The sequence below is a fragment of the Algoriphagus chordae genome (assembly GCF_003254055.1).
GTDB classification, from domain to species: domain Bacteria; phylum Bacteroidota; class Bacteroidia; order Cytophagales; family Cyclobacteriaceae; genus Algoriphagus; species Algoriphagus chordae.
In genome coordinates this window covers 94411-107315 of the sequence record NZ_QKZT01000007.1, presented here as the reverse complement: position 1 = coordinate 107315, position 12905 = coordinate 94411, and the positions used below count along the sequence as shown (strand labels likewise).

General features: G+C 40.7%; 10 protein-coding genes. 8 read left to right on the top strand and 2 right to left on the bottom strand.

The window, feature by feature from the left end; translation table 11 throughout:
- Positions 1-53: 53 nt before the first annotated feature.
- Together LV85_RS09375 and porW are read right to left on the bottom strand one after the other, a co-directional pair.
- Positions 54-2360 (bottom strand): penicillin-binding protein 1A, encoded by a 2307-nt coding sequence (locus tag LV85_RS09375; protein WP_111318671.1) that lies wholly within the window; start codon positions 2358-2360, stop codon positions 54-56.
- Positions 2361-2363: 3 nt separating this feature from the next.
- Complete coding sequence (gene porW, locus LV85_RS09370) at positions 2364-4991, bottom strand: type IX secretion system periplasmic lipoprotein PorW/SprE (protein WP_111318669.1); 2628 nt, start codon at positions 4989-4991, stop codon at positions 2364-2366.
- 145 nt (positions 4992-5136) lie between these two features.
- On the opposite strand from porW, the gene LV85_RS09365 reads away from it, so the two are divergent.
- The 8 genes from LV85_RS09365 to LV85_RS09325 all read left to right on the top strand — a co-directional run bounded on the left by LV85_RS09365 (position 5137) and on the right by LV85_RS09325 (position 12784).
- The gene (locus LV85_RS09365) at positions 5137-5367 is read left to right on the top strand and encodes an AtpZ/AtpI family protein (RefSeq protein WP_111318667.1); all 231 of its coding nucleotides are present in this window, start codon (positions 5137-5139) and stop codon (positions 5365-5367) included.
- Positions 5368-5813: 446 nt separating this feature from the next.
- Complete coding sequence (gene atpB, locus LV85_RS09355) at positions 5814-6839, top strand: F0F1 ATP synthase subunit A (protein ID WP_111318663.1); 1026 nt, start codon at positions 5814-5816, stop codon at positions 6837-6839.
- A 39-nt stretch (positions 6840-6878) separates the two neighbouring features.
- Positions 6879-7136 (top strand): ATP synthase F0 subunit C, encoded by a 258-nt coding sequence (atpE, locus tag LV85_RS09350; protein WP_111318661.1) that lies wholly within the window; start codon positions 6879-6881, stop codon positions 7134-7136.
- A 78-nt stretch (positions 7137-7214) separates the two neighbouring features.
- Positions 7215-7709: a F0F1 ATP synthase subunit B gene (locus tag LV85_RS09345; RefSeq protein WP_111318659.1), complete on the top strand. Its 495-nt coding sequence runs from the start codon at positions 7215-7217 to the stop codon at positions 7707-7709.
- A gap of 9 nt (positions 7710-7718) precedes the next feature.
- A complete protein-coding gene (gene atpH, locus LV85_RS09340) occupies positions 7719-8279 on the top strand; it encodes an ATP synthase F1 subunit delta (protein ID WP_111318657.1) in 561 nt (186 codons plus the stop codon).
- Between the two features lie 25 nt (positions 8280-8304).
- Positions 8305-9882 carry a F0F1 ATP synthase subunit alpha gene (atpA, locus tag LV85_RS09335; protein WP_111318655.1) on the top strand — a complete coding sequence of 526 codons (1578 nt, stop codon included), beginning with the start codon at positions 8305-8307 and terminating at the stop codon, positions 9880-9882.
- A gap of 65 nt (positions 9883-9947) precedes the next feature.
- Positions 9948-10820: an ATP synthase F1 subunit gamma gene (atpG, locus tag LV85_RS09330; protein WP_111318653.1), complete on the top strand. Its 873-nt coding sequence runs from the start codon at positions 9948-9950 to the stop codon at positions 10818-10820.
- A 401-nt stretch (positions 10821-11221) separates the two neighbouring features.
- Complete coding sequence (locus LV85_RS09325) at positions 11222-12784, top strand: sulfatase family protein (protein WP_111318650.1); 1563 nt, start codon at positions 11222-11224, stop codon at positions 12782-12784.
- The last annotated feature ends 121 nt before the right edge of the window (positions 12785-12905 follow it).

Here is a 12905-nt window from a genome sequence, read left to right as displayed (position 1 = left end):
TTAAAAAAACAGCCTTGGATTAAGGCTGTTTTTGAAAGAGGATTTATGTTTTTCTAGAAATCATTTTTCTTAGCATCGTAATCAAAATCAGCAAATCGTTGACTTTCTGTTTCATAGACATCACAATCGATCTCTATGCTCAATGGACGATCTGGTCTAGGGAAAGGCCCCTTAGTGTAACCAAGGCTTTCATCTCCATAGACTTTTATCATATAATTCTGCCAGATCGGTCTTGCAGTTCTACCGCCTTGGCCTGCTATCCAGCTTCTGAAGTGAATAGCGCGGTCATCTCCACCTACCCAAACACCGCTGACTAGGTCTTTACTCATTCCCATATACCATCCATCGGAAGCATTCTGAGTAGTACCTGTCTTGCCACCTAATTCGAGTCCATTTCTTAAGTCAAAATTAACACCTTGACTGGTTCCACCTCTTTCCTCAAACCCTCCTCTTAACATGTAAGTCATTAAATATGCATGTTCTTCACTCATCGCAGGTCTTTTCTTAGCGGTGAATTGCTGGATTACATTTCCGTTTTTATCCTCAATTCGGTCTATGTAGAAAGGAGTAGTATGCTCGCCTTTATTGACGAAAGTCCCAAAAGCTCCTACCATTTCGAAAATAGACACATCATTTACACCAAGGGCCAAAGCAGGTACTTCTTGAAGATCACTTGTGATGCCTAGCCTTCGAGCAGTTTCTACCACTATTTTAGGGCTTAATTTCTTCATCATATAGGCTGTGATGGAATTGACCGATTGAGCCATTGCCTGTCTGATAGTCATTTTCTCATAGGTGAACTTGCCGTCTGCATTGTCAGGACTCCATGCTGGCTGATCTGGGATATACACTTCCACTGGCTGATCGATTACGCTATAGCAAGGGCTATATCCATTCTCAATCGCGGCAGCGTATACAAAAGGCTTGAAAGTAGAGCCCGGTTGTCTCTTACCTCTTAGTACATGGTCAAACTTGAAGTATTTGTGATCTAATCCACCCACCCATGCTTTGATTTGTCCAGTGTGGGGATCCATACTCATAAAGCCTGTTTGAAGGAATTTTTTGTAATACCGCATGGAATCCATAGAGCTCATTAGTGTATCAACTTCGCCTTTTTCCCATGAGAATACCTTCATTTGCTTCTTCTCATTTAGCTTTAGGTTGATAGAATCGGTGTCGTTTCCGTATCTAACCTTGAGCAATCTATAGGCCTCCGTTCTTTTTACAGCATCTTCTATGAAATTTGGAATGACACGATTATCACCATCCACCCAAGGATCCCGTTTGCCCATTTCTTTATAAAAAGCAGCTTGAAGTCCTTTCATGTGATCCGCTACAGCTTCCTCAGCATAGCGCTGCATACGACTATCAATAGTCGCATAGACTTTTAATCCATCACCATAGAGATCGTAAGCAGTTCCGTCTGATTTGAGATTTTCTTTCGTCCATTTTACCAAATCAGCCTTTACGATTTCTCGGAAGTAAGTTGCCAAGCCCTTATTCTGGTTGGCTACACTATAGTTCAATTCTATAGGTAAACTCGCTAAAGAGTCAAACTCAGCCTCAGTGAGCACATCATTATTTCTCATTTGTCCTAATACTGTATTTCTTCTTCGAAGAGAATTTTCAGGATTATATACAGGGCTGTAATAGGAAGGAGCCTTGAAGAGTCCCACAAGTACTGCAGATTCCTGAATAGCTAGATTGTCAGGAGTCTTATTGAAAAAGGTTTTAGCGGCAGTTTTGATTCCAAAGGCATTGGAACCAAAATCTGAAGTATTGAGATACAGAGTTAGAATCTCATTTTTGGTGTAAGATTTTTCTAATTGGGTAGCTACTATCCATTCTTTGGTCTTAACAATAAGCATACGTAACCCAGGAATTGAACTGAGCAATCCACCGCTGACATCTGTTCTGGTCTTAAAAAGGTTTTTGGCAGTCTGCTGACTTAGTGTAGATCCACCACCGGCATTTTGACCAAGTAAGATAGATTTGACAAAAACCCGCATCATTGCTTTCATATCTATACCGGAGTGATCTTCGAAACGAACATCTTCCGTAGAGATCAAAGCATTAACTAGATTGGGCGAAAGGTCTTCATATTTCACAGGACTTCTGTTTTCTCGGAAATATTGTCCTAGAAGCACTCCGTCTGCCGAGTATAATTCTGATGCGATCTCAGAATCGGGATTCTCTAGCGCTTTGAAATCTGGAAGAGATCCAAATAGCCCAAGGAAATTGATACTGACCATCCAAACAAACAGAATGAAACCAAGAAATCCTGCAATAAAGGCGATCCAAAGGAACTTGATTGTTTTGGATACCCAGGTGGATGTTTGGGGTTTTGCTTTGTTACTCATAGTTTACTTATAAGCGGACTTAAAGAAAGTCCTGTATTCTTCTAATTCTTCTAATTTTTTGCTTTTGCTCAGCACCTGAAAGTTTTCAATTGAAATCACAAATGAGTTTGACTTTACCTCATCAGAGAGTCCTTCAGATTTGAAATCTTTTAGAAACTCATTGTAATATACTTTCGCTTTTTCAGCATTTGAAAAAGGGCTAATGATGAAAATCGCATTCTCCCACTTATTCATATTTCCTGTTCTCAGTCTTTCCTTAGGGAAATTCTTTGAATGGAAATTCTCCAAATCTGCCAATAAATTCTTTGCAGCATCTGCTTGCCCAGGTTCCATTGCCAGCACAAAGATATGGGTGCTGTTTTCATTGTATTCGTAAGGTGACTCAGACAAGTCTTCATCTCCTCCATTTTCAGCCAATTCCTTATTTTCTACTTGGGTGGAATCAGCAGCTTCAATGTCTTTTGGATTAAGCTCCGCCAACTCTGCCTCGGATAGTAATGGTTTTAGCATAATCCTTGCCAATTCTACCAAAGCTTCATCTTGAGTATTCTGAATATAATTTTCCAGCCGTTCTCGATACCTGACACGGCCCTCAGTTTGGCCAGTATTCATAATATCCAAGAGTAAAAGGCGCTCGGTATTTCGCGTAAGGGGGAATTCTTCCAGGGCAGACTTTATAATGCTTTTGCTCGTTTGATATTGCCCAGCGTAATAGGCATTATAGGCTATTTCGTATCTTTTTGAAGACTCTACATAAGCCAAATTACCAGAGGCTGCATCTGGATTATTTACCGAAAAAGTATATTGAGAGTCCGGATACTCTCGATTCAGACCTGTGACGTATTGCTGTGAATTTCCTCCCAGATCTTTTTGCGCCAAGTATAATAAATAGTAAGCTTCAGGCTTTCTGGAGGAGTTAGGATACTCCCGAACCAAGGTTTCTAAATAATCTATGCTTTGCACCGTTTCTTTCAAATCAAAATATAGGAGTTTCCCCAATTCGAAATAAGACTCCTCTAGTTCATGATTTAGGGTTTCTATTTGCTCTGGAGAATTGGGGATATTTGCCAATAGATCTTCTACGGTTGGAAGTTGAGAGACAAGACTTTCTTTTTCAGTCCCCGTTGAATCATTTTCTGAAGGCTCCGGGATCGTAGGTTCTGTACTTTGGAAGCTCACTGCGCTTCTCCTCCAGTTGTCTTGTAAGGGTCTGTTTCCCCAAGTACGTCGGAAATCTATCGCTCCCTGCTGCATAGCTACCCCATTATCAAAATAAAATGACGAGCCCGAGCCTCTATCACTGAATGCTAATAGATTGTCAAAAATACTGGTGTTTTTGGGCTGCTGAAGTGCTTGTGCCTCGCTTATCAGTCGTTCTTCTTCCGATTGGATGTAATTTTCAGCGACTAGTTTTTGCTCGTCGGGAGTCAAGCTTGCTAAGCTGAGCAGACTATCATTCCCTTGAATTCGCTCATAATGGAAAACATACTGATCAAGAGATTCTTTTTGACTTGTGATTTGGATAGCGACTGGATCAGATTCATTGATAAAAGTGAGTGCGGAATCTAGGTAATACTTGGAGGCTCTATAATCGTGAAATTCATCAAGATTTATTACCGCCAGTTTCTGATAAATATAGCCTTTCACCCGTGGGTTGCTCCCTGGTTCCTTAGCCGCCTGATGTAGTAGATCTAAAGTGAGCTCGGTATCACCCTGCTTCTGCTCAAATAAAGCCCTTTCGTAAATAACTACGTCTTTTAAATCTTTGTTTTTAGGATCTTCATATAGATCGTCATAGTACTTTCGGACTTTCTTGAGATCCTTTGAAGCATTCAGTTCTGCTACTTGTTGGGCGTATAGCTGCGCATAGAAGCTGCGCTCATAAGGAGGATTTCCTTCTAAGGCCTTGCCATAGTACTCGTGCGCCAATGCATCGAACCCTTCTCGCTGGTAGCGCTGTGCTAGAATGAAGTTAATTCTAGACTCTTCTTTCTTATTTTGAGAATATTCTATTGCCTTATCCAAAGCCCCAATTACACCACTTTTATCACCTCTTTTTTCATAGTAATAAGCGAGTGTTCTATAGAGTTCATAGCGGTTCTTCTCGGATATCTTACTTTCCTTAGAAAGATAATCAATGGTGAAGTTTGCGTTTTCAAATTCTCCTTGATCCACATAGAGACGAAGTAAGGTGATCAAAGTCTGATGTCTCAGGTCCGGGGTTTTGGAGTTTACATTGATATATTTAAAGGTGTTCTGCGCATCATCAAAGTGCGATTGATAATAATCGAGCTTCCCGAGTATATAGTAACTGTCATCAACCCATTTACTGATTTTATGCCATTCGATGGCTTTTGAAGCTAATTCCCGGGAAGATTGAAGTTTTTCTGAATTAGCCTGGATAGTCGCAGAATCGAAGGGAATAAATACTGGAAGTATCTGAGTGTAGTCCTCTTTGTAATTTTGGAAAACTTCCGTTTCTACCTCTTGCAATTTGACATCCGCAAGATAATAGGCATTGAAATGTGCAGTGACATTATGAAATGTCCTGTTTGTAAAGGTGTTGCGTTCGGAAGAACACGCTCCGCTAAAAAGTAAAATGACTATCGCTAGTCTAGAAAATATTCTCATGAGTGGTTTTGCCCAATTCAAGTAGCAAAATAGGTTTTTTGCTTTACTTAGTGAACGAATTCACTGGTCTATTATTTGTATCGTTTAAACTCAGTATCATTTACCTCAAGATTTTTAATAAATTAAGACTTCTACAGCAGCAATTATGAGCCAAGATCACAAAGATACAAAACCAAAAAGTACCCCAGTTTATGTAAAATACATTGGGCTTTCTTTCCAGCTTTTTGGGATAATAGGAGCAGGCACATGGTTTGGATGGTGGCTTCAACAGCGATCTGACATGAAGTTTCCAGTATGGTTACTAGTATTTTGTTTTCTGTCGATAATCTTGGCTTTCTACCAGCTGTGGATGTCGATGAAGCAGGATAATAAGTGAGTTAATAAAAATGCGCTAATTTTGCAGGCAAAAGTCAAAAACTATGCGCTTGCCAAAAAACATGCACCTTCAATTCCTGCTTTTCTCAGCTGCAGTTGCGGGGTTGATCGGTTTATTTTGTGTTTTATTGCCTGATATTGTACACGAAAAAATCTGGAACATTTATTTTTTCATGGTAATTATGTCTTTTTTGATCAGCTTATTGAATGGGTTTCTCTTGAAATCATTTGCTGAAAATTTCTTCAATATCATGGTTTTAGCTATGATTCTGAGATTTATAGCCACAATAGTGTTTATAGGAATAGCTGTTTGGCCAGGAATGGAGAATATTATTTTGTTTATAGCAGATTTCTTCGTGGTTTTTTTGTTCTACTTAGTTTTTGATATCTACACCTTTCTGTCTAACTTGCGCCCGATTTCAAAGTAGCCCTCAAAAAAAAGAGTTAATGAAGCGTAAATTACTGGCCCTAAGTCTTTTAATTTCAGCATTTTTGCTTGTTTTTAATAGCACCACTTTCGCCGCAGGGCAAGAAGAAGACAAGACTAGCTTCATCATGCATCACGTGAAGGATTCGCATGAGTGGCATTTGGTGACTTTGGGGCATACTCATGTTACTTTGCCACTTCCAGTGATCGTATATTCTGGTGATCGTGGTTTGGAGTTTTTCAAATCTTCTGATTTCCAAAATCACGAAACACATGCATTTGGTGAAGCTTATGCACATGAAGGGTATTTCATCGATGAGCACGATCACCTAGGTAGATCGGATGGAGGTAGCTTTATAGAATTCTCTATTACCAAGAACGTGGTGATGCTATTTATAGTCTTGATCGTCGTAGGTTGGTTGGCACTTTCTGCTGCTTCATTCTATAAGAAAAATGGTGCTGTAGCTCCAAAAGGGGCTGCTGCTATCATAGAGCCGATCGTTATTTTCGTAAGAGATGACATCGCAAAAGAGTCTATTGGTCCACAGTACAAGCGTTTTGTACCATATTTGATTACACTTTTCCTTTTTGTATGGTTTGGTAATTTACTAGGGCTTATCCCCGGTGCTGCCAACATGACTGGAAATATTGCGGTAACTTTTGTATTGGCGATCTTGACCTTCATCATTACCAATGTGAATGGAAATAAGGATTACTGGAAGCACGTCTTTATGACGCCAGGTGTTCCGCCATTGATGTTGTTGATCATTGTTCCTGTAGAGATTATCGGTTTGTTTACCAAGCCTTTCGCCTTGATGGTTCGTCTTTTTGTAGCGATCACAGCAGGACACATTGTAATCCTAGGCTTTATAGCTTTGGCCTTTATCTTCGAATCGTATACTATTGGTGTCGCTAGTACACTGATGGTTACCTTTATAAATCTAATTGAGTTGTTAGTAGCCACTATTCAGGCATATGTATTTACGTTGTTCTCAGCGATGTACATAGGTTCTGCGGTAGCTGAGCATGCTCATGCAGATCATTAATTTTAGTAATTTCTTTGTTCAATTTATAAATTCAAACTTATGTTAACTATTATCTTGTTGACTGCTGGTTACGCTCTAATGGGAGCTGGTATCGGTGCAGGTATTGTTGCGATTGGCGCAGGCCTAGGTATCGGTCGTATTGGTGGTCAGGCTATGGAAGCTATTGCTCGTCAGCCAGAAGCTGCTGGTAAAATCCAGGGTGCAATGTTGATTATTGCAGCCTTGATTGAGGTAGTTTCTCTATTCGCAGCAGTTATCTGTTTGTTGATCGCGCTAAACATCGCGGAGATCGCTTAATTTACTTTGAAAAGGGATTGGCGTTTGGCCTTTCCCTTTTCTTTCTTCTATTGAACAATCTGAAATAAAACATACCCCATGGATTTAATCACACCAGGTACCGGTCTTATTTTCTGGCAATTATTTGGCTTTTTAGGCCTACTTTTCATTCTAATCAAGTTTGCATGGAAGCCTATGCTAGCGGCCTTGGAGGAAAGAGAAAGCAGCATCAATAATGCATTGAAAGCAGCTGAAACAGCTAGAAATGAAATGGCAAATTTGAAAGCTGAGAATGAGAAACTTCTTGCTGATGCTAGACTGGAAAGAGATACTATTTTGAAGAAAGCACAAGATGCTTCTGTAAAAATGATCGATGATGCAAAGAACGATGCTGTAAAAGCTGGTGCTTTGATGATCGAAAATGCCAAAGCAGTCATTGAAACTGAGAAAAAAGCTGCCTTGGCAGACGTGAAATCTCAAGTTGCTGCTTTGTCTCTAGAGGTTACAGAGAAATTATTGAGAAAAAATCTATCTGACGACAAGTCTCAAAAGGATTTGGTAGATGGATTTATCAAAGAACTTAAGCTTAACTAATACTCCTCCATGTCAAACCAGAGAGTAGCATCCCGCTATGCCAAGTCAATCATGGAACTTTCTTTGGAAAAAGGAAGACTAGAGGAGGTGCACACAGATTTTCTAAGGCTAACTGCCTTGGCAGATAGCAATCACGAGTTGAGCGCGGTTCTAAAGAATCCAATTGTCAATTCTGATAAGAAACTGAATGTGCTGAAAGCGCTTTTTGCTAAAGGAGCTGATCCACTTACATTGACTTTCTTCGAGATTGTTTCGCGTAAGAATAGAGAAGAAATTCTGCTAGATGTAGCAAAGGAATTTGAAAACCAGTATAATCTACATAAATCTATTCAGGTAGCTGAAGTGACTACTACGTTCCCTATCGGTGACAAACTACGTAAGGAGTTTGCGGAAGTGGTGAAGGAGATTTCCGGTAAGCAATCAGTACAATTGGTGGAGAAAATAGATCCAGCCTTGATAGGTGGATATATTTTGAAAGTAAATGACCGTCAGCTTGACGAGTCGTTGAGTAGCAAACTGAGACAGTTGAAAACTCAGTTTATCCAAAATCATTACGAAAGTAAAATCTAATCAAAAGCATTAATCTTAATATATCATGGCAGAAGTAAGACCTGATGAAGTTTCGGCAATTTTAAGAGAGCAACTCTCTGGTGCAAGAACCGAAGCAGAACTCGAAGAAGTGGGTACAGTCCTTCAAGTGGGGGATGGTGTAGCTCGTATCTATGGACTTTCTAAGGCGCAGTCCGGTGAATTGCTCGAATTCGACAATGGTCTGAAAGCAATGGTTCTGAACCTTGAAGAAGACAATGTAGGAGCTGTACTTTTCGGTGATTCCAAATCTGTAAAAGAAGGAGATACCGTAAAAAGAACAAAAAGAATTGCCTCTATTCAAGTAGGTGAAGGAATGCTAGGCCGTGTAGTGGATACCTTGGGTAATCCTATTGACGGTAAAGGCCCTATCACTGGTGAGTTGTACGAGATGCCATTGGAACGTAAAGCTCCAGGTGTAATCTATCGTCAGCCAGTAACTGAGCCTCTTCAAACAGGTATCAAATCTATCGATGCGATGATTCCAATCGGTAGAGGACAAAGAGAATTAGTAATTGGTGACCGTCAGACTGGTAAGACAGCGGTAGTTATCGATGCTATCTTGAACCAAAAAGAATTTTACGATAAAGGTGAGCCAGTTTTCTGTATCTACGTTGCAATCGGTCAGAAAGCATCTACCGTAGCAGGTGTAGTAGCAGCTTTGGAAAAAGGCGGTGCACTTCCATATACAGTAGTTGTAGCTTCTCCAGCATCTGAGCCAGCTCCAATGCAGTTCTTTGCGCCATTTACAGGTGCTTCGATCGGTGAATTTTTCAGAGATACAGGTCGTCCAGCATTGGTTGTCTATGATGATCTTTCTAAGCAAGCAGTAGCTTACCGTGAGGTATCTCTACTTTTGAGAAGACCTCCAGGACGTGAAGCATATCCAGGTGATGTATTCTACCTTCACTCAAGATTGCTTGAAAGAGCGGCCAAAATCAATAAATCTGATAAGATCGCTAGTGAAATGAACGATTTGCCAGATTCTATTAAGCATTTGGTAAAAGGAGGCGGGTCTTTGACTGCACTTCCTATTATCGAAACTCAAGCTGGTGATGTTTCTGCATATATCCCGACTAACGTAATCTCTATTACAGATGGTCAGATCTTCTTGGAGACTAACTTGTTCAACTCTGGTATCCGTCCTGCGATTAACGTAGGTATCTCGGTATCTAGAGTAGGTGGTAACGCACAGATCAAAGCAATGAAGAAAATTGCCGGTACTCTGAAATTGGATCAGGCAGCTTTCCGTGAATTGGAAGCATTCTCTAAGTTTGGTTCTGATCTAGATGCAACTACCAAGCGTACAATCGAAAGAGGTAGAAGAAACCAAGAAATCTTGAAGCAGGCGCAGTACTCACCAGTACCAGTAGCGCATCAGGTAGCTATCATTTATGCCTCTACAAAAGGCTTGATGGACACAGTTCCTGTAGAAAATGCTAGAGCTTTTGAAAAAGAATTCTATACACTTTTGGATACTTCTTATCCTGAGGCGCTTCAACTGATCCTAAAAGGTGATGTGGATGGAGCTGGTAAAGTTCTTTCTAAGGCAGCTGCAGAATTGGCTCCTAAGTTCTCTAAATAATTGATTTGAATTCCGGAAGGCGAAAGTCTTCCGGTTAGTTAATACCCAAGCACAAAGCAAGCAAGATGGCTAACCTTAAGGAAGTAAAGGAACGGATAACCTCAGTAGTCTCTACTCAGCAGATTACTAAGGCCATGAAAATGGTTTCCGCCGCCAAACTTAGAAGAGCGCAGGATAAAATCGTACAGATGCGTCCTTACTCTCAGAAGTTGACCCAAATCCTGAACAACGTATCCGCTGCTTCTGATGGAGCCGCAGATATTGTATTTGCTGAAAAGCGTGAAGTGAGAAATGTATTGATCATTCCAGTGACTTCAGACAAAGGACTTTGTGGTGCTTTCAATTCAAATGTTATCAAAGGAGTGAATCTTGCTATCGCAGGACAATTTGCTGGAAAGGATATCACTATACTTCCTATTGGTAAAAAGGCTTTTGAATCTTTCAAAAAGCGTGGATTCAATATGGTGGCTGATTATTCTCAGCTATTCCATGACCTTACCTTTGGAAATGCTCGCAACGCAGCTGAATATGCTATGAACGCATTTATTGCTGGTGAATATGATCAGGTAGTGTTGGTTTTCAATGAATTCCAAAACGTAGCGACTCAGGTGGTTAAGGTTGAGCAGTTTTTGCCTATGGCAAATGATGATTCTGATGATGAGAAAACGCCTGACACAGATTACATCCTCGAGCCATCTAGAAAATACATTATCGAAGAGTTGGTGCCAACTTCTTTGAAGATCCAGTTTTACAAGGCTGTTCTAGAAAGCAATGCCGGTGAGCATGGCGCTAGAATGACAGCGATGGACAAGGCAACAGACAATGCCGGTGAATTGTTGAAAGAGCTTAGATTGATGTACAACAGAACACGTCAGGCAGCAATTACCAATGAAATACTTGAAATTGTCTCCGGTGCAAATGCACTTGAGGATAGTTAAAATACGATAGACCTATTTTCCAAAACCACAGCTCGCAAGGGTTGTGGTTTTTTTATGAACTGTTTATAACCACATTGGCCGCAGTGGTTTCGTAGAGAGCAGAGTTTGGAGTAATCCTGCTTCTCCAGAAACTGGACATCTTTTTCTGATTTTGTCCTAAATTTTGTTCTACTTAGCGCGGCAATAGGATAGCCAATCTATTTAGTTTTAAGGACTAAGATTAAATGCTAGCACAATCAACTCCCCCTTGATTTCATGAGTTCTTTTGGAAATTAAAATTCTTTAAAGGGGGTAGGGGGATTTTTATCGTACTTCTCGAAATTGTTCAAATCAACCAATAACCTTTTTATTCCCAAAATTGGTTCTTTTGCCCTAAATTGCTAATTAATTATATTCCTCCTATGAAACATCTACTCCAGTTATTTGCTCTAGTCTGTATCATCCAGATTTTCTCCTGTACTCCCCAAGAACCTGAACAAGAAAAACAACCAAACATTATCGTCATTCTAGCGGATGATTTGGGCTATGGAGATGTGAAAGCTTTTAACCCTGATAGCAAAATACCAACACCGCACCTAGATCAATTGGCCTCAGAAGGAATGATTTTCACTGATGCACATACGCCTTCAGCAGTGTGTACGCCTACCCGCTACGGCTTTATGACAGGCAGATATAATTGGAGGAGTACGCTCAAGTCTGGCGTATTGACAGGGAATTCCAAAGCCTTGATACCTGATGATAGAAGCACCATGGCTTCTGTGCTCAAAGGCCAAGGATATAATACCGCATTTATAGGTAAATGGCATTTAGGTTGGGACTGGGCTACTCTGGACGGAGATCCGCTTACGGCTGAAGGCTGGGGGCCACATGATTTCGATAAGATAGATTTCACCAAACCGGTGACGCATACCCCAAATGACTTGGGTTTTGACTACGCTTATGGTCATAATGGGTCTTTGGATATGGCTCCTTATGTCTATGTGGAAAATGGGCAAATAACTGCGATTCCAGATACAGTAACTGTAAATAAAGGCAAATATTCCTGGTGGCGAGAAGGGCCAACGTCCCCGGATTTTGATCATGAGAAAGTAACTCCTAATTTCTTCGAAAGATCGATCCAGTACATCACTGAAAAATCCAAGGAGGATAAGCCGTTTTTCCTGTATCTAGCACTACCATCACCGCATACGCCGATCTTACCTCCAGCAGAATGGCAAGGTAAAAGCGGTTTGGCTCCCTATGGCGACTTTATGATGATGATCGATGATTATATAGGTCAGGTCAATAAAGCTTTGAAAAAGGCCGGAATTGAGGAAAACACACTTGTTGTATTCACGAGTGACAATGGAGGTTCGCCAGCAGCAGGTCTGGATGTAATGCAGGCAGCTGGGCATTTTTCCAGCTATATCTACCGTGGGCATAAAGCAGATATTTTCGAAGGAGGACATCGAGTTCCTTTTATTGCCAAGTGGCCAGCTAAGATTCAGAAAGGGACTTCAAGGAGTGAAACGATCTGTTTGACTGATTTGATGGCAACAGGAGCGGAGCTTTCTGGCTATACGCTTAAAGACAATGAAGGTGAAGATAGCTACAGTTTGGTATCGCTTTTTGATGCAAATAACAAAGTGGAGCAGTTCCGTGAAGCCACTGTTTCACATTCCATCAATGGTTCTTTTGCGATCCGTCAAGGCGACTGGAAATTGATTATGGCCAAAGGTTCAGGAGGATGGAGTATTCCTAAGCCTAATACTCCAGCAGAAGAAGGTCTTCCAGATGTACAGTTGTACAATTTAGCTTCTGATCCAGGTGAGACCAATAATGTCTATGCTGACAATGAGGAGAAAGTTGTTTCGCTAAAAGCACTCTTGATCAAGTATATCAAAGAGGGCAGAAGCACCCCTGGCGCTCCACAATCCAATGATCATATCGATGGAGAATGGAAGCAGATTGGCTTTGTGGAGTAGTGGTAGCCTAATTAGGATTTACAATAAAGTTGTTGCTTCACTTTTATCAGGAAATTACAAAGAGTATTTAAGAAATTCAGGAATGAGTTCGACCGCCTTCGGGGTCGTGGTTTCTTTCGTC

What these genes read in the sequence shown, in the direction of transcription:
- LV85_RS09325 (WP_111318650.1), top strand. Translation starts at nt 11,222, where the DNA reads ATGAAACATCTACTCCAGTTATTTGCTCTAGTCTGTATCATCCAGATT.
- atpA (WP_111318655.1), top strand. Translation starts at nt 8,305, where the DNA reads ATGGCAGAAGTAAGACCTGATGAAGTTTCGGCAATTTTAAGAGAGCAA.
- LV85_RS09375 (WP_111318671.1), bottom strand. Translation starts at nt 2,360, where the DNA reads ATGAGTAACAAAGCAAAACCCCAAACATCCACCTGGGTATCCAAAACA.
- atpB (WP_111318663.1), top strand. Translation starts at nt 5,814, where the DNA reads ATGAAGCGTAAATTACTGGCCCTAAGTCTTTTAATTTCAGCATTTTTG.
- atpH (WP_111318657.1), top strand. Translation starts at nt 7,719, where the DNA reads ATGTCAAACCAGAGAGTAGCATCCCGCTATGCCAAGTCAATCATGGAA.
- LV85_RS09345 (WP_111318659.1), top strand. Translation starts at nt 7,215, where the DNA reads ATGGATTTAATCACACCAGGTACCGGTCTTATTTTCTGGCAATTATTT.
- atpE (WP_111318661.1), top strand. Translation starts at nt 6,879, where the DNA reads ATGTTAACTATTATCTTGTTGACTGCTGGTTACGCTCTAATGGGAGCT.
- LV85_RS09365 (WP_111318667.1), top strand. Translation starts at nt 5,137, where the DNA reads ATGAGCCAAGATCACAAAGATACAAAACCAAAAAGTACCCCAGTTTAT.
- porW (WP_111318669.1), bottom strand. Translation starts at nt 4,991, where the DNA reads ATGAGAATATTTTCTAGACTAGCGATAGTCATTTTACTTTTTAGCGGA.
- atpG (WP_111318653.1), top strand. Translation starts at nt 9,948, where the DNA reads ATGGCTAACCTTAAGGAAGTAAAGGAACGGATAACCTCAGTAGTCTCT.